Source organism: Streptosporangium sp. NPDC002607 (genome assembly GCF_053592655.1).
In genome coordinates, this window is sequence record NZ_JBSFWD010000071.1 from 14,963 (window position 1) to 38,809 (window position 23,847).

Genomic DNA, 23,847 nt, shown 5'->3' on the forward strand with positions numbered 1-23,847 from the left:
CGCCGGCCCCTCAACTGAAGGACCTCAGCGTCACCCCGGCGTTCACCAGGCCGTCGCGGACGGCCCGGGCCACCAGCACCGCGCCGGGGGTGTCGCCGTGGACGCAGATCGAGCGCGCCTCGACGGGGACCAGCGAGCCGTCCACCGCCTCGACCACTCCCTCGGTCACCATCCGCACCATACGGGCGGCGACCGTATCGGGGTCGTGCAGCACGGCGCCGGGGGAGCGGCGGGAGAGCAGCGTTCCGGCACCGGTGTAGGCGCGGTCGGCGAAGGCCTCGACGACCGTGGTGACCCCCTCCTCGGCGGCGATCTCGTGGACGGCGGAGCCGGGCAGGGTCAACAGCGGCAGGTCCCGGTCGTAGTCGGCCACCGCCGCCACGACGGCCCCGGCCTGCTCGGGGTCGCGGCAGATCCGGTTGTACAGCGCGCCGTGCGGCTTGACGTAGGAGACCCGGCCGCCCATCGCCCTGGCGATGCCGTCCACCGCCCCCAGCTGGTAGAGCACCTCGGCGCAGAGCTCCTCCGGGTCGACGTCCATCTCGCGGCGGCCGAACCCGGCCAGATCCCGGTAGGACACCTGGGCGCCGATCGCGACCCCCCGGTCGATCGCCGCCGCGCACGTGCGGCGAATGGTCAGCGGATCGCCCGCGTGGAACCCGCAGGCGATGTTGGCGCTGGTCACCAGTTCGAGCAGGGCCGCGTCCTCGCCCAGCCGCCAGATCCCGAAGCCCTCGCCCAGATCGGCGTTGAGATCGATCATCATGATTCACCTACACCGGAGGCTCATCGGGAATGTCCGCGATGTCGTCGAGGGCGATGGCCAGCTCCTCGGGGTCGTCGCCGATGCGCTCGGCGATCTCGATCAGCACGTGCAGCACGTCGTGCCGGTCGTGGCCCAGGTCCAGCAGCCGCTGCGCGGCCTCCCAGAGCTGCGGCGGATCGCCCTCCCACAGCCGGGCGGCGATCTCCTCGTGCCAGGCGAGATGCTCGTCGTGGTCGGGCCGGGCGAGCTCGCCCGCGTGGTCGATGCCCAGCAGGATCCGCCGGTCGGCGTCGTCCGCGGGGTTGAGCAGGCCAAGCTGGATCTCGCCGTGCGTGCCCTGCAGGAAAGGGAACGCGAACACCCGCCTGGCCAGTGCCGACAGGTCGCCGTCCGGCAGCAGCCGGTCGAGCAGGTCGCGGTCGAGCCCGAAGGTCGTCGGATCGCGGTAGGACTCGGCGAACTTGCCCGTCGCCTCCCAGACCGCGTCGAGCGTGGCTCGCAGCCCCTCGTCCGGCAGCCCGGTCCGGCCCGCGGCGAAACGCGCCCAGGCGCCCAGCACGTGCGGCACCGCCTCCTGCTCGGCGGTGGTGAGCATCACCTTGCGCGGCAGCCAGTCGAGCAGGAAGGTCTCGCACTTGGTCGGGCTGACCCGGAGTGGACGGCCGAAATCCTGGTCGCAGCCGTAGTCGATGATGTGATCGGCGCATCGGGAGGCCGCGGAGGGGTCGGACAGGTGCTCGGCCGCGTCCGAGGAGAGGAACTCGGCGGCCAGCATCGCCCGGCGGTCGCGGCTGTAGGGGGCCTCGCTGTGCAGCGGGGCCGGCCGCTTCCGGCCGGGCGGCAGCGCCTTGATCCGGGACCTGGCGAAGGCGTGGTAGGCGCTGTAGCTGTCGCTGACCGGCGCGGCCGTCCTGCGGTGGCCGTACTCCGCGGTGGCCTTCATCGCCGATTCGAGCAGCGCCCTGGCCTGCTGCGGCTCGATCTGGCCGAACCTGAGCATCGGGTTGTCCTCGGCCTCGGCCCTGGCCTGTTCCAGCAGCTTGTCGACGTGCGATGAGACCCAGGCGTCACGGGCGATGCCGCGCATGTTGTAGTCGACGATCACGACCAGCGCGTGCCGGTCCTCGCCGCTGTCGGCGCCCCGGTAGCCGAAGGTGCACACCACCGTGTCCTGATCGCCGTAGGCGTCGCGGGAGACGAAGCAGCCGGTCGTCTTGACCGCACCCAGCCGGTCGGCCCAGCGGGGCCTGGCCACACCGCGCTCCATGAGCGCCAGCGCGGCGCCCTCCGCCTTGGCGGCCTGGCGGGCCGTACCGAGGTAGGCCAGCGCGATCAGCAGGGTGAGCGCGGCGGGCGAGCCGGCCTTGGCCGCGTAGTCGACCAGGCCCTCGCCGAGGACCTGTTCGGCGTCCCCGCGTTTCAGCCGGCGCCCCCACCAGGCTCCGACCATGTCGGAGACCATGAGTTCGGCGTCCAGCGGGCTGCGTACGGCCAGCAGCTCGCGAGCGGCGAGCAACATCTCGGAGAAGACCGCCTCAGGGGACTGGCTCTCTCTGGGGTCTCGACGGTGTCGCCGGCTCAAGCAGTCTCAGCCTCCCCCGTCGGCCGCGTGAGCTCAGCGCGGCCGTCGCCGTGCGGATCGGCCCGCTCGCTTTGCTCGCTCACGTCCCAACCTTCTCGCATTCCCGGTCCAAACGGTGCGTAGAGACGGCCGGGTTCCCCGATGCTACCGGGGACCGCGGGGCGGCGGCGCGGAGTTGACAAGGGCGAGTAGATGCTCGCGGGCGACACGCTCGACGACCTCGGGCGTCGCCTCGATGCCGAGGTGCTCCGCGCAGGCACAGACCTCTGCCACGCACCTGCCGACGGTCTCGACGGGAACGGTCAGGAACTCGGTGGCCAGGTGAGATGTCACCGGCTCGTGATAAGTCGTTGAAGGCCCGGTGGAGCGGGTGGCAAGAACGGGCATAGATGTCGCATTCCTCCGGAGTTTCCCGGGAGCATCCCCCGGATATGTCGGCGGGGACGTGCGTTCTCATTCCACAACTTATCTCGGGAGTGTCAACCCTCGGCACCCTGATATGGGAAGCTGACCCCGTATCTTGACTGAATCCTGCAACAGTGGAGTAAGCGAGTGTCCCCGAAGAGGGAGCCGAATTGACGGCGAGTCAGTAGCCTGATCTCGCCTGCAAGCCCGACGGAGATGAGGTGGGCAGTTGCCGGGACGGTCCGGCGCGATCCTGCTAGGGTCCTGGCCGCAAACGTTCGAAGGCGCAACGCCGACTGGTCGCCGCCCGTACGGGAGCCCCGGCGTGTCGGCCCGGGGATCCCGGTCATCGGAGCGGTGGCGTTCCCGGGGTGTGCTGACCGCATCTTGGGCGGGGCTTCCGTCCGCGCCTGCCCATCGCCGATGATGTACTCCAGGATCCGGTCCCCCGGAGCCGCGCTACGCCAATTCGCAAGTTTGGAGATGTGCCTCGTGGGAGACCCTGGCACGCGACGGAGGTGCCGACCATGAGCGCCGAAACCTCCGTGCCCCGTCCCCGGGAGTCGGGTGTGGACATCTCAGACTCCGGCCTGCTGCAGGGCCTGCTGTCACAGTCGCCGTTCGCCTTCGCGTTCTTCGACCCCGGAGGTCGCTTCGAACGTGTCGACGAGGTCTTCGCCAACGTGGTCGGCCTGCCCGCCGAGCGCCTGGTCGGCCGGGCCCCCGGTGAGTTGCTCTCCGCCGACCTGACCGCCCTGATCGAGGGCTCGGTGCGGAGCATGGTCGCGGGAGCCTCGGTCGACGGCGACCAGCGGATCCGGGTGCGCACCGCCGGTGGTGAGACCCACCACTGGTCGCTGACCTTCTCCCCGATCCACGACGACAAGGGCGCATTGCGCGCGATCTGCCTGGTCGGCGTCGACATCACCGACAGCAGGCAGGTCGAGGAGGATCTCAGGCGCAGCGAGGAGCGATACCGCTCGCTGGTCGAGGCCCAGTCCCAGCTGGTCTGGATCACCGCGCCCAACGGCGTCGTGGAGGAGGACGCGCCGCAGTGGCGGGCCATCACCGGCCAGGGGCTGGAGGAGTACCTGACCCACGGCTGGCTGGAGGCCGTCCACCCGGACGACCGCCCGCACACCGAGGAGGCCTGGCGTGAGGCGCTGCGCGGCCGGATCATGTTCGAGTGGAGCTACCGGGTCCGCACCCGGGCCAGCGGCTACCGGCACTTCGAGGTGCGCGCCGTCCCGATCATCCGGCACAACCGGGTCGTCGAATGGGTGGGGGCCAACACCGATGTCACCCCGCAGCGCGAGGCCGAGGAGATGCGGGGCCGCCTGACCGATCAGCTCGGCGCCGCGGCCCTGCGGACCGCGCGCCTGCAGGGCGCCACGGCGCTGCTCGCCGAGGCGCTCACCGTCGAGCAGGTGGTCCAGGTCATCATCGACGTGGGTCGTACGGCGCTGGCCGCCGACCGGTCGGCGGTGGCGCTGCTCGACGTCGACCGGGCCGCGCTGAAGCTGGTCAACAGTGGTGGCATCCCCGACGTTCCGGGCGCGCCCGGCGAGGAGATCCCGCTGTCGCACTCCAGCGTGATGACCATGGCGGTCAACAGCCGGCGCCCGGTCTTCGCCGAGTCGCCGGACAGCCTGCGGTCCCAACTGGTCGACGCGGGCGGCGATGACGACAGCATCACCGGTTTCATCGCCCACAGTGACGAGCGGGCCTGGGTGGGCCTGCCGCTGCTGGCCGCGGGTCGCGCGCTCGGGGCACTGAGATTCTCCTTCACCCGCCCGCAGAAGATCTCCCAGGAGGACGGGGTGTTCCTGGAGGCGCTCGCCGGGCAGTGCGCCCTCGCCGTGGAGCGGGCCACCCTGTTCGAGCGCGAGCACCGCACCGCCGAGACGCTCCAGCGCAGCCTGCTGCCCGATCGCCTGCCGGTGGTCAGGGGGCTGGTCCTGGCCCAGCGGTTCCGCTCGGGAAGCCGCCATGTGCAGGTCGGCGGTGACTGGTACGACGCGTTCGTGCTCCAGGACGGCCGGGTCGCGGCGGTGGTCGGCGACGTCATGGGCAAGGGCGTCAAGGCCGCGGCGGGGATGGGCCGCATCCGCAACGCCATGCGGGCCCTGGCGTTGACCAACCCGCCGCCCGCGGCGGTCCTCACCGGCCTCGACCGGGTCTTCGAGGCGACCGAGGAGGAGGAGCAGGTCACGACCCTCGCCTACATGGTCGTCGAGCCCGGCACCGGAGAGGGCACGCTGGCGCTGGCCGGTCACCCGCCGCCCCTGCTGGTCTCCCCTGAGGGCGTGCCGATACTGTGTGACGGCGAGCCGGGCACCCCGCTGGGCTGGCCCACGAGTCGCAGGCAGTTCAGGTTCTGTGTCCCGCCGGGCCACACCGCCGTCCTGTATTCGGATGGTCTGGTGGAGAACCGGAAGCGTGGTCTTGATGCCGGACTCGCTGATCTTTGCTCTGTTGTGACCGAAGCGCCGGCTGAAGTGGTCGGAAGCCCTCACATGTTGCTAGATTTCCTTGTCGACCGGATGTTGTCTGGATATGAGCAGGATGACGACGTCACAGTGCTCGCGATTCACGTTCCCGCCGCCACGAAGAGTGACTGAATGAAACAGTCATAACGGTTGCTTTCGGGTATCGGTGCCTCGCTTCCGTACGCACTACTCTCTTGGTCGGCCTAGGGTGGAGGGCAACCGCCAGGAGGCGGCCGTATGGATCACGGTGTCATGCCACAATGCTGGACAGGTGCGTCGCGGTTCGCGCGGCCTCGCTAACCACAACTAGAGGTAGAAGTGCCCCTAGTTGGGCATCTGGGTCCATTCTCGTCTCGCTTTCCTTCGAGAGGTGTTCGTGTCGCCTGCAAGTTCGACTCGCTCGAAGCCATCCGAGCTGAACGAGCCCGTCATTCAGCAGCTGATGGAGCGGGGGCGCTCGCAGGGGTTCCTCGAGTCCGAGGATGTCCGCAAGGCCGTCGAGGAAGCGGACATTCCGATGGCGCAGGTCGCTGGAATCCTGCGAAGCCTCAGCAAAGAGGGCATTACCGTACGGCTGACTGCCGAGGACTCCGCAGCTCCCAAGAAGTCCCGCACTCCGGCCAAGCGCCGCACTGCCCCGGCCGCGCCCGCCGCCGTCAAGAAGACCAAGACCGCCGCGGCGGCCAAGGAGCAGCCGGAGACCGTCACCGCGGTCGTCGGCGGTTCTGAGCCCGCGGCAGCGGCCAAGAAGCCCGCTCCCGCGGCCAAGAGGCCCGCGGCGCCGGCCAAGAAGGTCGCCCCGGCTGCCAAGAAGCCGGTTCCGGCCCCGCCGAAGAAGGCCGGTCCCGAGGTAGCCGCTCCGGCTCCCGCGTCCGAGTCGAAGTCGCTCGCCGGCGATGACGACGAGGTCATCGAGCTCGAGGATGTCGAGCTCGAGGACTTCGACCTGGAGGCCGTCGCCGAGGTCGAGGTCGAGGTCGAGGTGGAAGCCGAGGCCGAGGCCGAGGAGGAGCCCAAGGCCGAGGCCGTCGAGGTCAACGAGGACGAGGTCCTCATCCTCTCCGATGACGACGATGACGCCCCGGTGCCGCAGGTCGCCGCCGCCGGCGCCACCGCCGACCCGGTCAAGGACTACCTCAAGCAGATCGGCAAGGTCCCCCTGCTCAACGCGGAGCAGGAGGTCGAGCTCGCCAAGCGGATCGAGGCCGGTCTGTTCGCCGAGGAGCAGCTGGGAACCGACGGCGAGAGGCTCCCGGTCGACGTCCGCGCCGAGCTGGAGTGGATCGCCGAGGACGGCCGCCGGGCCAAGAACCACCTGTTGGAGGCCAACCTCCGCCTCGTGGTCTCGCTGGCCAAGCGCTACACCGGCCGCGGCATGCTCTTCCTGGACCTGATCCAGGAGGGCAACCTGGGCCTGATCCGCGCGGTGGAGAAGTTCGACTACACCAAGGGCTACAAGTTCTCCACCTACGCCACGTGGTGGATCCGGCAGGCGATCACCCGAGCCATGGCCGACCAGGCGCGGACCATCCGCATTCCGGTCCACATGGTCGAAGTGATCAATAAGCTGGCCCGCGTCCAGCGGCAGATGCTTCAGGACCTGGGGCGCGAGCCCACTCCCGAGGAGTTGGCCCGCGAGCTCGACATGACCCCCGAGAAGGTCGTCGAGGTCCAGAAGTACGGTCGCGAGCCGATCTCCCTGCACACCCCGCTGGGTGAGGAGGGGGACAGCGAGTTCGGTGACCTCATCGAGGACTCCGAGGCCATCGTTCCCGCCGACGCGGTCAGCTTCACGCTCCTGCAGGAGCAGCTCCACTCCGTTCTGGACACGCTGTCCGAGCGCGAGGCGGGCGTGGTCTCGATGCGTTTCGGCCTGACCGACGGCCAGCCGAAGACGCTGGACGAGATCGGCAAGGTTTACGGGGTGACGCGCGAGCGCATCCGGCAGATCGAGTCCAAGACCATGTCCAAGCTCCGCCACCCGTCCCGGTCGCAGGTCCTGCGTGACTACCTTGACTGAGGCTTTCTGACAGGGGGCCCGCACTGTCCGGTGCGGGCCCCACGTCATTAACGCCGGTGTAATAGGCCGGTAGCACGGGGTGTGAAACGAACTTCTAGGCTCCCGCCTCATGGGTGTGGCCGAAGTTGACAGGATTCGCGCCCGGAGGCTGCGGGTGATCGTCGATCGTCCGTGGGCGGACGTGATGCTCGACGACGCGGTCGCCGCGGTGCGCCGGAGGGTGTTCGAGAGCGGTACGTTCACGCTCGGCGCGGCCCGTGGCGATCCGGAGAGACGCGCGCTCAGGGTCGAGGCACTGGCCAGGGCGGCCGTCGGCCACAGCGGCGCCATTGAGACGCTGGCGCTCCATGACCGGGCCAACCCCGACCTGTGGCTCTGGCTCGGGCGTACCCGCATCGAGGAAGCCTGGACGATCAAGCCGGATGTCAAGGCCCGGGCCGTGCAGGCGCAGCGTCTGCAGGCGTTCCAGGCGGCGATGGAGAGAGCCAGGCAGCCGCTTTTCACCGCGGCGGCGCTCGTGCCGTCCGATCCGGTGCCCTGGGAGTCGATCATGTGGCTCTATCTCGGCCTCGACCGGCCGCGCCAGGAGAAGGACGCGGTCTGGTTCGAAACCGTTCGCCGTTATCCGACGCTGTTCCCGGCCAATGTGGCCAGGCTCATGACGTTGTCACCGGCCTGGGGCGGCAGTGCCCAGGAGATGCTGGAGTTCGCCAGGCAGGCCGTGTCGCGGGCGCCCGACGGGGACCCGATGGCGGCCCTGCTGCCGCTGGCGCACTTCGAACAGGTGGCCGCCGAGCGGTCCCCGATGTCGCGCGGAGGCTGGTTCTCGGACGGGGCGCTGCGCGAGATCGTCTCGCACGCGGGCCGCTGGCTGGGCGGCGACAGCCATCCACGGTCGATAGAGGCGCACAACCTGTTCGGGGCCGCCTTCTATCTGGCGGACCTGCGCAGGCCCGCGCGTGGGCACCTGACGCGTACCGGGGGCAGGGTCAGCCGGTTGCCGTGGTCCTATCTGGGTGATCCCGCTCAGCAGTTCGAGCGGGCCTGCGGGCGGCTCCGCCTTGTCCCGGCGTGAGCGGGGCGCGAGACGTGCACGCCGGATCACGCGTGCCGCCCGGTCCTGCTATGGGGCTATAAGGGAAATGTGGTGAATATCACACCGTTACGTTGAGTATCCATGACTGCCTCCCCCTGGGAGGTGGACAGAGAGTGACGGAGTGCCCAAGGTGGTCCAGGACCTTCGTGAGCTCCTCGGGGCTCTGTGGATCGACGCCCCCCTCCAGCAGCGAGCGGGCTATGACGCCGCGAGTGGCCTTCGCCATGTGGCTGACGACCTTCCCCTCCTTGAGCACCCGCACCGCCACCGCCCTGCCACCCGGCTGCCACGCCGTCGCGTAGGTGCCCGAGCGCAGATCAACCACCAGACCGGGCTCGGCGTCGAGCAACGGGGTGACCGATCGGCGCCAGAAGGCGCCAAGACCGCCGAGCGCCGGCAGTCGCACCCCCATCGACAGCCGGTACGGGGGTACGCGGTCGCCGATCCGTAGCAGGCCCCAGAGGCCGGAGAAGATCAGCAGACTCTCCGAGGCCCGCGCCGCGGCCTCGGGGGAGAGCGAGGCCAGGTGAAGGTTGTCGTAGAGCACGCCGGTGTACAGGTCGGCCGCGGCCAGCGTGGGCGCGGTGCGCAGCAGCAGGTTCTTGCCGATCTCGCCTGCCTGTCCTGGCGACAGCCCGAGCATCTCCCGTGCGGCGGGACCCTCGCACAGGGCGGTGAGCGCGTCCAGGACGCGCTGCCTGGACGGGGTGAGGGCGGGGAAACTCAGCCGGGGCAGGTCGAGGGCGGGGCCGTCACCCAGCGCGGCCTTTCCCTCGGACGGAGGCAGCAGAATCAGCACACTCACCGAGCGTAGTGCGGCGACCGAGGGGTTAGGATCCTGCAGCATGATCGATGAGGTCTTCGACCGGCTGGTCGACCAGGCCTGGCCGGCGATTCACCGGGTGGACGCGGGTGGTTGGATCCTGCGCGCGGCGGACGGGGTGACCAAGCGGGCCAACTCCGTGCTGCCGCTGGGTGAGCCGGGGGATCTGGAAGCGGGCGTCGAGGCGGCGGAGAAGTTCTACGCCGACCGGGGCCTGCCCTGCGTCTTCTCGGTGGGAGGTGGCGCCACGCCCGGCCTGGACGCGTTACTGCACGCGCGTGGCTATCGGGTGGTCGATCCAACGCTGGTCATGACGGTGAGCCTGGTGCCCGAGGCGCCCGGGAACGGCGTCAGCGCGTCGCGGGAAGAGGTCGATCTCGCCGAAGCGCCCTCACGGGCATGGCTGGACGCCTGGTGGAGCGTGGACGGGAGGTCCGGTGGCGACGGTCTGGCGACGGCCGTGCGGATCCTCACCGGTGTGCCCGCCACATACGCCTCGCTCGGCGAGGAGGCCGTGGGGCGGGGTGTGGTTCAGGGGGAGTGGTTCGGGATCTACTCCATGGCCGTGGTGCCGCACGCGCGGCGCAAGGGCCACGGGCGGAAGGTGTTACGTGCCCTGCTCACACATGCGCGAGAGCAGGGCACGCAGCGGGCATATTTAGTAATGGTGGAGTCGAACACGGTGGCCAGGGCGCTCTACGAGCGCCACGGCTTCACAGTGGCGGGCCGATATCACTATCGGGTCCGCTGATGGCTCCATCCGTCTGGTTACCGTTCGTCGTTGCCTGCCGTTGCCGGAGCGTCACTGAGACGCGCAGACTCGTCCTGGATGTTGGCACCCTTGTCTCTCAGCACGGCTACGTGCTGACGCCCGTGGTGGGCGCAGAACAGCAGCTCCCCACCTACGGGCAGGGTCGCGCGGATGTAGGCCTGGGCGCCGCACCGGTCACAGCGGTCCGCAGCGGTCAGCTGCTTGGCGGGGGCGAGGGTTCCAGTCACGTATCGCCTTTCAGGTCATCCCCTGAGGTGGAGGATCTGGCGTCAGTCACTTGAGAGAACATCTAACCCGATACGAACGTTCCCAACCGACCCCCTGCTACGCCCAGAGCGGAAAGCGGCCGAAAGTAACGATGATCACGCTGGATGTAACGCCGTTGTCCACCGGATGGCAAGCTTGTACGCGTCGCGGTGGGAAGAACGGTAAGCTGCGCACACGTGTTCGACAGAGCTGGGAGTGGGTGTGACCGCAGTTAGCGCGGAGACGGGTTATACGGCCCGCCACCTGTCGGTGCTGGAGGGGCTCGAAGCCGTCCGCAAGCGCCCCGGTATGTACATCGGGTCAACCGACAGCCGCGGTCTCATGCACTGCCTGTGGGAGATCGTGGACAACGGGGTCGACGAGGCCCTGGCCAGCTACTGCACCCGCATCGAGGTCGAACTCCACGCCGACGGCTCCATCGAGGTCCGTGACGACGGCCGGGGCATCCCCGTCGACATCGAGCCCAAGAGCGGTCTGGCGGGCGTCGAGCTCGTCTACACCAAGCTGCACGCCGGCGGGAAGTTCGGCGGCGGTTCCTACGGCGCCTCCGGTGGCCTGCACGGCGTCGGCGCCTCCGTGGTCAACGCCCTCTCCTCGCGGCTGGACGTCGAGGTCGACCGTTACGGCCGGATCCACGAGATCAGCTTCCGCCGGGGCGTTCCCGGCGTCTTCGACGGCGACGGGCCCAAGGCCAAGTTCAAGAAGAAGTCGGGGCTGCGTGACGGCGGCGCCGCGAAGAAGGTCACCGGCACCCGTGTGCGCTTCTGGGTCGACCACCAGATCTTCCTCCCCGAGGCCGAGGTCTCCCTCGACGAGATCCACGTCCGCCTGCGCCAGACCGCGTTCCTGGTCCCCGGCCTGACCCTGGCCGTGCGTGACAGCCGCGGCGAGGAGGCGACCGAGGAGGAGTTCCGCTTCGACGGCGGCATCTCGGAGTTCACCGAGTTCCTCGCCCGGGACGAGGCGGTCTGCGAGGTGCTGCGCCTGCGGGGCGTGGGCCACTTCCACGAGACGGTCCCCGTCCTCGACGACCTGGGGCACATGACCCCGACCGAGGTCCAGCGCGAGCTCACCGTGGACGTGGCGGTGCGCTGGGGCAAGGGCTACGACAGCACGGTCAGGTCCTTCGTCAACGTGATCGCCACCCCCAAGGGCGGCACCCACGTCAACGGCTTCGAGCGCGCCCTCGTCCGCACCCTGAACGAGCAGCTGCGCGAGACCCGCCTGCTCAAGAACGGCGACGCCCCGGTCACCCGCGAGGACATCATGGAGGGGCTCACCGCGGTGGTGACCGTCCGGGTGCCCGAGCCGCAGTTCGAGGGCCAGACCAAGGAGGTCCTGGGCACCTCGGCGGCCTCCCGGATCGTCGCCCACGTCGTCTCGCGCGAGCTCAAGGAACTGCTCGCCAACCCGTCGCGCACTGTGAAGCCACAGCTCCGCGCGGTCCTGGAGAAGATCGTCGCGGCGGCCAAGGCCCGTATCGCCGCCCGGGAGCACCGCGACAACCAGCGCCGCAAGACCGCCCTGGAGAATTCGGCGCTCCCCGCCAAGCTGGTCGACTGTCGCAGCGACGAGGTCGACCGCAGCGAGCTGTTCATCGTCGAGGGTGACTCGGCGCTGGGCACCGCCCGCGCGGCCCGCGACTCGGAGTTCCAGGCGCTGCTGCCGATCCGGGGCAAGATCCTGAACGTGCAGAAGGCGTCCGTCGCGGACATGCTCAAGAACGCCGAGTGTGCCGCGATCATCCAGGTCATCGGGGCGGGTTCCGGCCGATCCTTCGACATCGAGGCGGCTCGCTACGGCAAGGTCATCCTGATGGCCGACGCCGACGTCGACGGGGCGCACATCCGCTGTCTCCTGCTGACCCTGTTCCACCGCTACATGAAGCCGATGGTCGAGGCCGGGCGCGTTTTCGCCGCCGTGCCGCCGCTGCATCGGATCGAGGTCATCAACCCCAGCCGCGGTCACGGCAAATACGTCTACTGCTACTCCGACGCCGAGCTGCACAAGGTGTTGCGTGATCTGGAGCGCAGGGGTAAGCGCTGGAAGGACCCGGTCCAGCGGTACAAGGGCCTGGGCGAGATGGACGCCGACCAGCTGGCCGAGACGACCATGGAGCCCCGCCACCGCACCCTGCGCAGGGTCCGCATCCAGGACATCGAGGAGGCCGAGCGTATCTTCGCCCTCCTGATGGGCAGTGACGTGGCCCCGCGCCGGGAGTTCATCGTGAGCAGCGCGGCCGAGATCGACCGCGACCACATCGACGCGTAGCGGGGCCGGATCCCGAGGCTCAGATCTCGACCGGCATCAGCCTGCCGGTGCGTACGTCGTAGATGGCGCCGCCCACCGGCATGCCCGCCGGAAGGAACGGGCTGGTCCTGATCCGGGTGAGGTCGTGGCGTAGCGCCGCGTCCTGGTCGGGGACGGTGTGGAAGTCCAGGCTCCGGGTGTCGACACCGCGGCGGGCGGCGATCGCATGCACCTCGTCGTCGGTGACCTTGGTCATGCCGCAGTCGGTGTGCGGCATGACCAGCACCCGCTCCACCGCCAGCAGGTTGACCGCCAGGACGAGCGTACGCAGCACGTCGTCGGTCACCCTGGCTCCGGCGTTGCGGAGGATCTTGGCGTCGCCCGGTTTCAGGCCGAAGAGACCCAGCGGATCGATCCGGGAGTCCATGCAGGTGACCACCGCAAGGCCGCGGGCCGCCTTGCCGGTCAGTTCCGCGTCGGTGAACGTGGCGGAGAACTCCTCGTTGGCGGCCAGCAGGTCGTCAAAGGCACTCACGTACGCATCCCTCGGTCGATGAAGTTAACGGACTAATGATGCGTCATGCCCGTTTGGTGAGAGTTGTCGGGGGCGCCTCAGGTGACGACTTCACCAAGATCCCACCACCTGGACTCACATTGAGTGATGATGTCGTCACTCAAAGTCCGGGAGGTGGAGAGGGTAATGAGCAGGACGGAATCGCTGGCCGACTATCTCCGTGACCAGGGCAGGCGGAAGCTGGACCGGGTGGAGTCCAGGGACGGGGGGCGCAACGCGCGCTCGGCACTGGCCCTGCTCGACGCGGCGGCCTACACCCGGTCCCTGAAGGAGGACGACCCGTTCGTGGCCGTCCTCGTGGAGGCGGGGTGTTTTGGGCCGTACGGGGCCGGTGGCTTCGATCCGCCGGATCGTGTCGCCCGGGTCATCCGCTTCTGGGAGTCGGGTGAGCCCTGGCAGTTGCTGATGGCCATCAGGTTCGCACTCCAGGGGGCGCTCACCTGAGATCCCGAGCGAATCCCGAGCGCCGCGGGAGGGGCACGCCCCGAAACCCGAGACCTGCCGGGTGGCGCCGCGGGGGCCGGAGGACGCGACGCCGGCGCCCGGTGCGCGGGACCGTCATCCCCGCCGACCCCGAGGAGCCCCCGTCGTCCTGACGGGGGCTCCTCGGGGTCCTGCACGGGGGATGAGATCATTCCGGGGAGGTGGCCGCCCCCTGGTCCTGCCGGCCGTCCTCGGCGCACAGAGAGCCGCCCACGGCCGACACCGTGTGGGTGAGCCGGACCCCGGAGCCGTCGCGGCGGCCCAGCTCCTCGGGGAGCGGCACGGGCTTGCCGACGGCCGAGACCGCGCGGGCCGGGCCGGGGCCCGCCCAGGCGAGCAGCAGGACGTCCTCGCCCTTGAGGAACCGCTGGACGCGGACACCGCCGGTGCCGCGACCCTTTGGCGGGTATTCGGCGAAGTCGGAGATCTTGGCGCCACCGATCTGGGTGCCCGGCAGTGCGGTCGAGGAGCCGGCGATCGTCACGACCTGCGACTCGCGGGAGGGGTCGACCGCGCCGAACCAGATCACCACGGCGTCCCCGTCCAGCCGCACGCCGGCCATGCCGCCCGCCGGGCGGCCCTGCGGGCGGACCACGGAGGCGGGGTAGCGCAGCAACTGGGCCTCAGAGGTGATGAAGACCAGGTCGTGGTCCTCGCTCGTCAGCTCCACCGCGCCCACCACGGTGTCGCCGTCCTTGAGGCCGATGACCTCGAAGTCGTCGCGGTTGGCCGGGTAGTCGGGGACGACCCGTTTGACCACGCCCTGCGCGGTGCCCAGTGCCAGGCCGGGCCCGTCGGGGTCGAGCGATCCGACGCCGACGACGGTCTCACCCGGGTTGAAGGTGACGTATTCGGTGACCGGATGGCCTCCGGACAGCGACGGCGGGTTGGCCGAGCGGGGCAGCGTGGGCAGGTCGACCACCTGGACCCGGATCATCCGCCCCTGGTTGGTGACCACGCCCACCTCGCCCCTGACCGTGCTCCGCACCGCGGAGACCAGCACGTCGTGGGCCGAGCGGTCACCGTCGCCGGCCAGTGGCGAGGCGTCGGCCGTGCGGGCCAGCAGTCCGGTGGACGAGAACAGCACCAGGCAGGGGTCGTCGGCGACCTCCAGGGGGACCGAGACGTTCCTCGCCACCCCCGAGGACTCCAGCAGCACCGTGCGGCGCGGGGTGCCGAAGGTCTTGGAGATCTGGGCGAGCTCGTCGGAGACGACCTTGCGGAGCCTGTCGTCGGAGGACAGGATCGCGGTCAGCTCGGCGATCTCGTCACGCAGCGTCTGGCTCTCGCGGTCGAGCTCCAGCTTGTCGTAGCGGGTCAGGCGGCGCAGCGGGGTGTCGAGGATGTAGTTGGCCTGGATCTCCGACAGCTGGAATGCCTGCGTCAGGCGCTCGCGGGCCTGGGCGGAGTCATCGGAGGAACGGATGACCCGGATCACCTCGTCGATGTTGAGCAGGGCGACGATGAGGCCCTCGACGAGGTGCAACCGCTCCTCGCGCCTGCGCCTGCGGTACAGCGAACGGCGGCGGACCACGTCGATACGGTGGTCGACGTAGACCTGGAGCAGCTCGCGCAGGCCCAGCGTGCGCGGCTCGCCGTCGACCAGCGCGACGTTGTTGATGCCGAAGGTCTCCTCCATCGGGGTGAGCCGATAGAGCTCCTCCAGCACGGCCTCGGGGATGAAGCCGTTCTTGATCTCGATGACCAGGCGGAGGCCCTTGTGTCGGTCGCTGAGGTCCTTGAGGTCGGAGATGCCCTGGAGCTTCTTGGCGGTGACCAGCTCCCTGATCTTGGTGACCACGCGCTCGGGACCGACGTTGAAGGGCAGTTCGGTGACGACGATGCCCTTGCGGCGGGGGCTGACCTGCTCGATGGCGCACTTGGCGCGCATCCGGAAGGTGCCGCGGCCCTTGGCGTACGCGTCGCGGATGCCGTCGAGGCCGATGATCGTGCCGCCGGTGGGCAGGTCGGGGCCGGGGACGAACCGCATCAGGTCGTCGAGCGTCGCCTCCGGCTTCTTGATCAGGTGGCGGGCGGCGGCGACGACCTCGACGAGGTTGTGCGGCGCCATGTTGGTGGCCATCCCGACCGCGATGCCGGTGGCCCCGTTGACCAGCAGGTTGGGGAAGGCCGACGGCATGACCGTGGGCTCGGTCTCCTGGCCGTCGTAGTTGGGTTTGAAATCGACGGTGTCCTCGTCGATCGACTGGACCACGGCCATGGCCGCCGAGGCCAGCCGGGCCTCGGTGTAGCGCATCGCGGCGGGCATGTCGTCGGGGGAGCCGAAGTTGCCGTGCCCGTCGATGAGCGGCAGGCGCATCGAGAACGGCTGGGCCATCCGGACCAGCGCGTCGTAGATGGCGGTGTCGCCGTGCGGGTGGAGCTTGCCCATCACGTCGCCGACGACGCGCGAGGACTTGACGTGGCCCCGGTCGGGCCGGAGGCCCATCTCGCTCATCGAGTAGAGGATGCGGCGCTGGACCGGTTTGAGGCCGTCCCTGGCGTCCGGCAGCGCACGCTGATAGATGACCGAGTATGCGTATTCGAGGAAGCTGGTGCGCATCTCGGTGGAAACGTCGATGTCGACGATCCGCTCCTCGAAGCCCTCGTCGGTCGGGGGTGTGGTCGTCCGTCGAGCCATCTGATTTCCTGCGCGCGCGCCCCGGCCGTCAGGCCGAGGGGGAGGCGCATCCTCCTTCTGTCTTCGTGGTCGAACCGCCTGCACCGGCTCCCCTGGGAGCCTCGGGCCGGTATGGTACCGAGACTCGATACCATACCCAGCTCATCCGACACCTTCGGGCCTTCCCCGGCCTGCCGCCGAGGGCTACCGCCGTTCCGGGCGGGGTGTCAGGGAGTGTCGCGGGTCCTGGGGCCCGCCCCGGGCCAGGGGCCGGGGGTCTCCCCCTCGTACTCGTCGTCGGGCACGTTCAGTTTGGTGTCGTAGATCCTGAAGCCGCGGGCCTGATAGTTGGCGAGCGCCACCGGGCTGTCGAGGGAGCAGGTGTGCACCCACACCCGCCGGGTCGGCTCCCGGCCGGGCTGCCGGTCGGCCAGGTCCCAGGCCCTGGCGGTGCCGACCTCCAGCAAATGGCCGCCGACGCCTCTGCCGATCGCCCACGGCAGGAGGCCGAAGCAGGTGATCTCGACCGTGGCGTCGTCCTGGGGGGCGAGCTCGACGTAGCCCGCGGGGGTGCCGCGGTGGTAGGCCACCCACGTCTCCACGCCGCCCTCCAGCCAGTCGCTCCATTCAAGCCAGGTCCACGGCAGCCGGTTGGTCCAGTGCCATTCTCCGCCGACGGCCGTGCTGAGGAACCGGCTGAACTCGGGCGAGGGCACCTCGGCGGGTACGACGTCGACCTCGATCGACGGCGACTTGGCGGGCAGCAGGTCCGAGCGTGAGGTCTGTTCGAGATACCAGGTGGTGACGTCCATAGTGGATGCATCAAACCATGGCGCGGAGCCTGCCAGTTCCCTCGCTCCCCGCCGACCCGGCGCGACCTCCTCGCGAGGGGGTCCGCAGTGGGCGGGGTCCGCCCTCGACCGGCACCGGTCCGGAGCGTATTCTTTACCAAGCAATTGCTTGTTTTAGTGGATCGGGCTAGGCTCGGAAAGAGGGCTGGGTAAGGATGACCTAACCTTCGCGAATGCCGTGCGGCCACGATGGAGGGGCGTCCGAAGATGATTGAGTTCAAGCCCGTGACCAGGCACATCGGCGCCGAGGTGAGCGGTGTCGACCTGCGCAAGCCACTGTCGGAGGGGGAGGCCCAGGAGATCCGGCGAGGCTGGCTGGAGCACAAGGTCCTCTTCTTCCGCGACCAGCACATCAGTGACGAAGAGCACATCCGCTTCGCGGAGAACTTCGGCTCGATCAACCACCCCGCCTTCAAGAAGGACGGTGGCACCGCCATCCACGTCCTCGACCAGACCGACCCCAAGGGCGAGGGCGGCGACGAGTGGCACAGCGACAACACCTTCGAGCCGGTCCCGCCGATGGGCTCGCTGCTGCGCTGCGTGCAACTGCCCTCCATCGGCGGTGACACCCTCTGGGCCAACGCCCACCTGGCCTACGAGACGCTCTCGCCGCCCATCCAGCGGCTCTGCGACGAGCTCACCGCGATCCACGACATCACGGCCTCGATGAAGAAGGCCATCTCCAAGGGGCACGACTTCGACCTCGAGCAGGTCCAGGCCAAATGGCCGCCGATCGAGCGTCCCGTGGTGCGCACGCACGCCGAGACCGGACGCAAGGCGCTGTTCGTCAACCGCTCCTCCACCACACGGCTGGTGGGGTTGTCCGACCGGGAGAACGAGGCGTTGCTGCCCTACCTGATCGACCACATCCGCTCTCCCGAATACCAGGTCCGGCTCAACTGGCGGCCGGGCACGCTGGCCTTCTGGGACAACCGGAGCACCCAGCACTACGCGGTCGCCGACTACACCGAGCGCCGCCGCATGCACCGGGTGACGATCAACGCCTTCCCCGAACACCTGGACGCCTAGGCCCTGCCTGGCGGATCTCACCGTGGCGAGGATCGGTCAGGTGGTGTCTCGCCGCGGTGGGCAAAGGATCCAAGGGGCGGGGCCTAGGAGCCGCGGGCGCGGTAGGCCGTGACGGCGGCCTCCACGTCCGGGTGCAACCGTCCCCGGTCGGACAGCCACCCCCCGATGCCCATACGCCCGAGAAGCTCAAGGGGCTGGAGGCTGTCGAGGGCGATCCACAGGTCGATGCCGTGCTGTCGTACCAGGCCGTAGAACTCCCTGGCCACCGACACCGCGGTGAGATCCATGCCGGGCACGCCGGTCAGGTCGAGGAGCACCGCCCGGGGCGGGGGGTGGTGGCCTCGATGAGCGACCTCACCCGATCCGCCACCCGCCGGGCGTTGGCGAAGTACAGGCGGCTCTCGATACGCACGATCAGCAGCCCCGGCTCGGTCTCGTCCGACGGGTGACGCCTGAGGTCGCGATAGGCCCCCGACTCCGGATCGCGGCCCAGGGGATAGATCGGCGGGTTGTCCACCTGGTGCAGCAGCAGGAGTATCGAGATCACGACCGCGGCCAGCACGCTCTGCATGATGCCGAGGCCGACCGCCACCAGCATCGTGACGCAGGCGAGCGCGAACTCCGGCCGGCTGGCCCGCCAGATCGCCGCCAGCCCGTGGACGTCGATCAGGCGTGCCGCGATGGTCAGCACGATCCCGCCCAGGACGGCCGTGGGCAGCGGGGCCAGGGCCGAGGTGAGGAGGAGCAGCACCACCGCGGTGCAGAGCGCGGTCACGATCTCGGCCCGCTGGCTCCGGGCGCCGAAGGCGTCGTTCATCTCGCTCTGCGTCATCCCACCCGTCGCCGGGTAGGCGCGGAAGATCCCGCCCACGGCGTTCGCCAGTCCGAGTGCGAGCAGTTCCCGGTCGGCGTCGAGCGGCGGGTCGTCCCGGTGCCGGAAGATCCTCGCCGCGGTGATCGACTCCACGAAGGCGAGCAGCGCCATGCCGAGGGCCATCGGCGCCAGTGTCCTTACCAGGCCGAGGTCGGGCAGGAGCGGGGTCGGCAGGCCGCCGGGCACCCTGCCGACCGTGGCCACGCCGTACGAGGACAGGTGCGCCAGGAAGCTGATCAGCGTGACGATCGTCACCGCCACCAGCGGGCCCGGCACATGGGGCACCCGCCGAAGCACGACGAGCAGCACCAGCACCCCGGCCGCCACGAGCATCGTCGGCACGTTGGCCTCACCCAGCCTGCCGACCGCGGAGAGCAGCCGGTCGAAGACCTTGATTCCCTCCGCGTGGACGCCGATCACCGTACTGAGCTGGCCGGCCGCGATGGTCAGGCCGATCCCGCTCTTCAGGCCGGTCATCACCGGGTCGGAGATGAAGTCGGCGAGGAATCCCAGCCGCAGGACGCTCGCGGCCAGCAGGATCACCCCGGTCAGCACGGCCAGCGTCGAGGCGGCCGTCAGCGGCGCGATCCCCGGGGGTGTCGCCGCGAGGGCGGCCGCCGTCAGCGCGGACAGGGTGGAGGTGGTGCTGACCGACAGCGGGCGTGAGGTGCCGAGCAGCGCGTAGACGATCATCGGGACCAGCGCGCAGTACAGGCCCGCCTGCACGGGCAGCCCGGCGATGGTGGCGTAGGCCACCGCCTGGGGCAGGACGACGGAGGCAGTGGTGATCCCCGCCACCGTGTCGGCGCGCAGCCTGCTGAGGTTCGGCATGTGGGTGGAGCGCGGTTCTCCCTGGTGTGCCCGGTTGGTGATCCCACTGTCCTACCGGTGCCCACGGGGGGGAACCGAAGAGGCTCCGGCGGTTCGGTCAAGGTTCGGCCATCGTCGCGCGACGTCGTCCGGGCGGAAGGCACCGCCGGAGTCCGGAGTGAAACAGTCGGCTGGACCTGGTACCAATGACCGGTGAGTGAAGAGCAGATGCTGCGAGAAGAGGCCGAGGGGCGGCTGCGGGCGCTCGCCGGGGAGCACGCCCGGCTGCGCGAGGACCAGTGGTCGGCCATCAGGGCACTGGTCATGGACCGGCGCCGGGTGCTCGTGGTGCAGCGCACCGGCTGGGGCAAGTCGGCCGTCTACTTCATCGCCACCGCGCTCCTGCGCGAGCTGGGTGAGGGGCCCACCGTCATCGTTTCCCCGCTGCTGGCCCTGATGCGCAACCAGATCGCCGCCGCCGAGCGCGCCGGGATCAACGCGGTCACGATCAACTCGGCCAACCCCGAGGAGTGGGAGCGGGTCTACAACCAGGTCGCCGAGGGTGAGGTCGACGTGCTGCTGGTCAGCCCCGAGCGGCTCAACAACCCCGACTTCCGCGACCAGGTGCTGCCCGAACTGGCCGAGAGCGCGGGCCTGATCGTGGTCGACGAGGCGCACTGCATCTCCGACTGGGGCCACGACTTCCGTCCCGACTACCGGCGGCTGCGCACGCTGTTCGGGGAGCTCACCGAGGGCGTGCCGGTCCTCGCGACCACCGCCACGGCCAACGCCAGGGTCACCCGCGACGTCGCCGAGCAGATGGGCGAGGAGACGTTGGTGCTGCGCGGCGCGCTGGAGCGCGACAGCCTCCATCTCGGGGTCGTGCGCCTGCACGGCGCCGAGCAGCGCCTGGCCTGGCTCGCGAGCACGCTGCACGAGCTCCCCGGTTCCGGCATCGTCTACACGCTCACCGTGGCCGCCGCCCAGGAGATCGCCGCCTACCTGCGCGAGCAGGGCCACGAGGTGGTCGCCTACTCCGGGCAGACCGAACAGGCCGAGCGGCTCGCCGCCGAGCAGGCGCTGCTGGACAACAAGATCAAGGCGCTGGTCGCGACCTCCGCGCTCGGCATGGGCTACGACAAGCCCGACCTGGGCTTCGTCATCCACGTCGGAGCCCCGCAGTCCCCGGTGGCCTACTACCAGCAGGTCGGCAGGGCGGGCCGCGGGGTCGAGCGGGCAGAGGTGATCCTGCTGCCCGGCGCCGAGGACCGCGACATCTGGGCGTACTTCGCCTCGCTGGCCTTCCCGCCGGAGCCCGTCGTGCGGGCCGTGCTGGCCGCGCTGGAGGAGGGCGGAGTGATGTCCACGGCCGCCCTGGAGAACCGGGTGGATCTCAGCCGGAGCCGCCTGGAGACCATGCTGAAGGTCCTCGACGTCGACGGCGCCGTGCGCCGGGTCAAGGGCGGCTGGGAGTCCACCGGCGAGCCCTGGGAGTACGACGCCCCGCGCTACGCCAGGGTCGCCGCCGAGCGGGAGGCCGAGCAACGGGCCATGCTCGACTACCTCGACACCACCGGCTGCCGTGAGGAGTTCCTCCGCCGCCGCCTGGACGACGACACCGCTGCCCCCTGCGGGCGCTGCGACAACTGCACCGGCGCGCACCGCTCGCCCGAAGTGGACTCCCAGGCCGTGCGTTCGGCGGCCGACCGGCTTCGCCGGCCCGGGGTGGAGGTCGAGGCGCGCAGGCAGTGGCCGACGGGGCTGACCGATCTCAAGGGCCGGATCAGGCCGGAACTGGGCGCCGAGCCGGGGCGGGTGCTGGGCAGGCTCACCGACATCGGCTGGGGCAATCGCCTGCGCGGCCTGCTGGCCGACGGCGCCTCCGACGGGCCGATCCCCGACGACGTTTTCGCCGCCGTGGTCAAGGTGCTGTCGTCCTGGGAGTGGGCGCAGCGCCCGGTCGGCGTGGTCGCGGTGCCCTCGAGCAGCCGCCCACAGCTCGTCCGCAGCCTGGCCGAGCGGCTGGCCCAGGTGGGGCGCCTGTCCTATCTGGGCGATCTCGGCTACCGGTCGGGCCCGCCGGGACGGCAGTTCAACAGCGCGCAGCGGGTCCAGGCGATCCGGGGCACCCTCGCCCTGCCCTCCGCCCTGGGCGCGGCCGTCGCCTCGGCCCAGGGACCGCTCCTGCTGGTCGACGACCAGATCGACACGGGCTGGACGATGACCCTGGGAGCCGCCATGCTCCGCCACGCCGGAGCCCCCGCCGTGCTGCCCCTCGCCCTGGCGGTCACCAGCTAGGAGAGCGCCGGACGGTGCGGCTCGCGGTTCGGAGATCAGCCCTCCCGGCCGGGGATACGGGCTAGGGCCGGGGCTCGGCGATCCGAAGGGCGGTCACCGCCCGTCCCGGCCTGCCGGATCGGGAGAAGGCTCCCAGCCCGGCCGCCTTCAGCCGTGCCCTGCGCCGTCGCCACAGCCGGCGCAAGGTGACGCCCGTCAGGTCCTCGGGCAGGCGCAGGCCGTACGCCTGGTAGGGGTTGTGAAATCCGTCAGGCCGGATCTTCGTCATGAGGCTGCCCTCTCAGGTCGGGGCCGGCCGTCTTTGGAGATGGCTGCGAACAGGCGTGCCGCACGCGGGCGGCCTGATTGAGGTGGGGATGAAGCCTGCGGTGAAGGCGCGGGCCTCACCGCAGGCGGAGCGTTCATGCCACGCCGGCCGAGCCGTCTCCGTTGCCGGTGCACGCGTGCCCGCCTGGTGGGAACACGCCCCTCGGCCGGTCGGTCACGCGGAGCCTCAGTGGTCGGTGGACCCGCAGGTGAACGCGGCGCAGGAACGGTAGCTCTGGCAGGTGATGTCGCACGGGTAAAGGGGGCTCTCCGGCTGGGCGGGGAGCATGTCCAGAGCCTGGACGTCGAGCCCCATTGTGGATCTCCTTCAGAAAACGGTTCGCGGGGATCCGTCCTGATCCGCCGACGCGGATCGTCGCGGGTTAGAGGCCGGTCGTGATGGTGGTGATGTCGGTGAGGCAGCTCCACTTGAGGCAGGTGATGCCGAGGCACGGCCTAAGGAGGCTCTCCGGCTGGGCGGGGAGCATGTCCAGAGCCTGGATGTCGAGTTCCATCGTGAATTTCCTTCGGTTGGGGAAAGACCTCCGCCGGTGATGCGGGGGTCTCGATGTCCGCCGGCGAGGCCGGCGGAGTCCGTGGGCGTGCGGTCAGGGATCAAGTCCAGGAGATCCACCGGCTCCTTCGCCGATACGGCGTCGAGGAGGGAATCCGTTGTCGACCGCATGGCCGTATGCCACTGCGCGATGCGCCGTTCAAAGAATTCCGGACTGAAAACGAGTGGCGTGCTCAGCTTCCCAGCCCTTTCTCAGGGTGTGGCGGAGCCGAGATGCACCGTGAAGGAGCAGAGGCCCTTCACGGCGTCGGAGGCGTCACAGCGGGACCCGGGCTGTTTGCGAACCCGCAGCTTGGTGGTGTGATCGCGCGCTCACGCGGCTGCGTTCACCGGCGGCACTGCGCCGGCGATCCAGCGCTCGACGTCATGCGTCAGGTAAGTGCCGTGTGCGTTGTACCGCAGCATCCACTGTGCGAAAGGCCAGCCCTCGCAACCGGGAGAACGGCGGGGCTGTGGCCGGATCGGCGGTGAGTCCCTGGCGGCTTTCCTGGAGTGCCGCTTCGTACTCGTCCAACTCGGTGCTCAACGAGCTCTCCTCTTGGGGCCGGGGAGTTGCCGACGTGTACTCCTGACGATGCCGACGGTAACCGGGGGTTCTTACGGGCCACTTAGTCGCTCTTAATGCGCACTCCGGCACGGGCCGGCCTGCGGGCGTGGAGACCTTAGGCCGACATTAGGCGCCGCTGGCAGGCTGGTCCGCGTCCGGAGGATTACCAGCGGAACCGGTCACGGGCGAGATCCGGGCAGTCGTTTCGCACCAATGGCTTGCCGGAGAACACGAATGGAGATTCGGCGTCGTGAGTGAACGTGGTTCGGCGGGGGACGGCGTCTCCGGTGCAGACCGTCACGTCCTGGGGGACATTTTCCCGGAGGTGCTCGCGCGTATCGACCGCCGCCCGCCGTGGTCGGCCGCGCAGCCCGCGTGAGCCCGTGGCCCGCCCGGCCCCGCTGTCCGGCG

General features: G+C 69.9%; 21 protein-coding genes. 8 read left to right on the top strand and 13 right to left on the bottom strand.

Annotated features, from left to right (window positions below; all coding sequences use genetic code 11):
* Positions 1-10: 10 nt before the first annotated feature.
* From ACWD3H_RS42635 to ACWD3H_RS42645, 3 genes are all read right to left on the bottom strand, one after another.
* On the bottom strand, positions 11-766 hold the full coding sequence (locus ACWD3H_RS42635) for a LamB/YcsF family protein (protein WP_451959078.1): 756 nt from the start codon (positions 764-766) through the stop codon (positions 11-13).
* Positions 767-773: 7 nt separating this feature from the next.
* The gene (locus ACWD3H_RS42640) at positions 774-2,285 is read right to left on the bottom strand and encodes a hypothetical protein (protein ID WP_451959079.1); all 1,512 of its coding nucleotides are present in this window, start codon (positions 2,283-2,285) and stop codon (positions 774-776) included.
* A gap of 207 nt (positions 2,286-2,492) precedes the next feature.
* Entirely contained in the window at positions 2,493-2,681 is a 189-nt protein-coding gene (locus ACWD3H_RS42645) for a hypothetical protein (RefSeq protein WP_451959080.1), read from the bottom strand.
* A 599-nt stretch (positions 2,682-3,280) separates the two neighbouring features.
* On the opposite strand from ACWD3H_RS42645, the gene ACWD3H_RS42650 reads away from it, so the two are divergent.
* The 3 genes from ACWD3H_RS42650 to ACWD3H_RS42660 all read left to right on the top strand — a co-directional run bounded on the left by ACWD3H_RS42650 (position 3,281) and on the right by ACWD3H_RS42660 (position 8,337).
* The gene (locus ACWD3H_RS42650; RefSeq protein ID WP_350925825.1) at positions 3,281-5,374 is read left to right on the top strand and encodes a SpoIIE family protein phosphatase; all 2,094 of its coding nucleotides are present in this window, start codon (positions 3,281-3,283) and stop codon (positions 5,372-5,374) included.
* A 244-nt stretch (positions 5,375-5,618) separates the two neighbouring features.
* Positions 5,619-7,262: an RNA polymerase sigma factor gene (locus ACWD3H_RS42655; RefSeq protein WP_451959081.1), complete on the top strand. Its 1,644-nt coding sequence runs from the start codon at positions 5,619-5,621 to the stop codon at positions 7,260-7,262.
* 154 nt (positions 7,263-7,416) lie between these two features.
* Positions 7,417-8,337, top strand: a complete 921-nt coding sequence (locus ACWD3H_RS42660) for a hypothetical protein (protein ID WP_350925821.1) — start codon at positions 7,417-7,419, stop codon at positions 8,335-8,337.
* Between the two features lie 79 nt (positions 8,338-8,416).
* Here the strand turns inward: ACWD3H_RS42660 and ACWD3H_RS42665 are convergent, their stop codons facing one another.
* Positions 8,417-9,157: a YaaA family protein gene (locus tag ACWD3H_RS42665; RefSeq protein ID WP_451959088.1), complete on the bottom strand. Its 741-nt coding sequence runs from the start codon at positions 9,155-9,157 to the stop codon at positions 8,417-8,419.
* A gap of 46 nt (positions 9,158-9,203) precedes the next feature.
* Here ACWD3H_RS42665 and ACWD3H_RS42670 point away from each other — a divergent pair, with 46 nt between their 5' ends.
* Entirely contained in the window at positions 9,204-9,932 is a 729-nt protein-coding gene (locus tag ACWD3H_RS42670; RefSeq protein ID WP_451959082.1) for a GNAT family N-acetyltransferase, read from the top strand.
* Positions 9,933-9,949: 17 nt separating this feature from the next.
* Here the strand turns inward: ACWD3H_RS42670 and ACWD3H_RS42675 are convergent, their stop codons facing one another.
* Positions 9,950-10,180: a DUF7455 domain-containing protein gene (locus ACWD3H_RS42675; protein WP_030920243.1), complete on the bottom strand. Its 231-nt coding sequence runs from the start codon at positions 10,178-10,180 to the stop codon at positions 9,950-9,952.
* A 241-nt stretch (positions 10,181-10,421) separates the two neighbouring features.
* Between ACWD3H_RS42675 and ACWD3H_RS42680 the strand changes: the two genes are divergently transcribed.
* The gene (locus ACWD3H_RS42680; protein ID WP_451959083.1) at positions 10,422-12,491 is read left to right on the top strand and encodes a DNA gyrase/topoisomerase IV subunit B; all 2,070 of its coding nucleotides are present in this window, start codon (positions 10,422-10,424) and stop codon (positions 12,489-12,491) included.
* Between the two features lie 19 nt (positions 12,492-12,510).
* Here ACWD3H_RS42680 and ACWD3H_RS42685 read toward each other — a convergent pair whose 3' ends face one another.
* Positions 12,511-13,005, bottom strand: coding sequence for a beta-class carbonic anhydrase (locus ACWD3H_RS42685; RefSeq protein ID WP_350925814.1), 495 nt, complete (start codon positions 13,003-13,005; stop codon positions 12,511-12,513).
* A gap of 165 nt (positions 13,006-13,170) precedes the next feature.
* Between ACWD3H_RS42685 and ACWD3H_RS42690 the strand changes: the two genes are divergently transcribed.
* A complete protein-coding gene (locus ACWD3H_RS42690) occupies positions 13,171-13,488 on the top strand; it encodes a hypothetical protein (RefSeq protein WP_030920235.1) in 318 nt (105 codons plus the stop codon).
* Between the two features lie 187 nt (positions 13,489-13,675).
* Here ACWD3H_RS42690 and ACWD3H_RS42695 read toward each other — a convergent pair whose 3' ends face one another.
* Both ACWD3H_RS42695 and ACWD3H_RS42700 read right to left on the bottom strand, forming a co-directional pair.
* Entirely contained in the window at positions 13,676-16,168 is a 2,493-nt protein-coding gene (locus ACWD3H_RS42695; RefSeq protein WP_451959084.1) for a DNA gyrase/topoisomerase IV subunit A, read from the bottom strand.
* Positions 16,169-16,374: 206 nt separating this feature from the next.
* Positions 16,375-16,959, bottom strand: coding sequence for a GNAT family N-acetyltransferase (locus ACWD3H_RS42700; protein ID WP_355562490.1), 585 nt, complete (start codon positions 16,957-16,959; stop codon positions 16,375-16,377).
* A gap of 246 nt (positions 16,960-17,205) precedes the next feature.
* Between ACWD3H_RS42700 and ACWD3H_RS42705 the strand changes: the two genes are divergently transcribed.
* Positions 17,206-18,027 (top strand): TauD/TfdA dioxygenase family protein, encoded by an 822-nt coding sequence (locus ACWD3H_RS42705; protein WP_355562488.1) that lies wholly within the window; start codon positions 17,206-17,208, stop codon positions 18,025-18,027.
* Between the two features lie 83 nt (positions 18,028-18,110).
* Here the strand turns inward: ACWD3H_RS42705 and ACWD3H_RS42710 are convergent, their stop codons facing one another.
* Together ACWD3H_RS42710 and ACWD3H_RS42715 are read right to left on the bottom strand one after the other, a co-directional pair.
* Positions 18,111-18,344, bottom strand: coding sequence for an STAS domain-containing protein (locus tag ACWD3H_RS42710; protein ID WP_451959085.1), 234 nt, complete (start codon positions 18,342-18,344; stop codon positions 18,111-18,113).
* Complete coding sequence (locus ACWD3H_RS42715; RefSeq protein WP_451959086.1) at positions 18,329-19,732, bottom strand: SulP family inorganic anion transporter; 1,404 nt, start codon at positions 19,730-19,732, stop codon at positions 18,329-18,331. Before ACWD3H_RS42715 ends, ACWD3H_RS42710 begins: the two co-directional genes overlap by 16 nt.
* A gap of 207 nt (positions 19,733-19,939) precedes the next feature.
* On the opposite strand from ACWD3H_RS42715, the gene ACWD3H_RS42720 reads away from it, so the two are divergent.
* Complete coding sequence (locus ACWD3H_RS42720; RefSeq protein WP_451959089.1) at positions 19,940-22,009, top strand: RecQ family ATP-dependent DNA helicase; 2,070 nt, start codon at positions 19,940-19,942, stop codon at positions 22,007-22,009.
* Between the two features lie 61 nt (positions 22,010-22,070).
* Here the strand turns inward: ACWD3H_RS42720 and ACWD3H_RS42725 are convergent, their stop codons facing one another.
* The 3 genes from ACWD3H_RS42725 to ACWD3H_RS42735 form a co-directional block, all read right to left on the bottom strand.
* Positions 22,071-22,277: a hypothetical protein gene (locus ACWD3H_RS42725; RefSeq protein ID WP_355562482.1), complete on the bottom strand. Its 207-nt coding sequence runs from the start codon at positions 22,275-22,277 to the stop codon at positions 22,071-22,073.
* A gap of 225 nt (positions 22,278-22,502) precedes the next feature.
* A complete protein-coding gene (locus ACWD3H_RS42730; RefSeq protein WP_451959087.1) occupies positions 22,503-22,631 on the bottom strand; it encodes a hypothetical protein in 129 nt (42 codons plus the stop codon).
* A gap of 67 nt (positions 22,632-22,698) precedes the next feature.
* Positions 22,699-22,830 (bottom strand): ALQxL family class IV lanthipeptide, encoded by a 132-nt coding sequence (locus tag ACWD3H_RS42735; RefSeq protein ID WP_355562476.1) that lies wholly within the window; start codon positions 22,828-22,830, stop codon positions 22,699-22,701.
* Between the last annotated feature and the right edge of the window lie 1,017 nt (positions 22,831-23,847).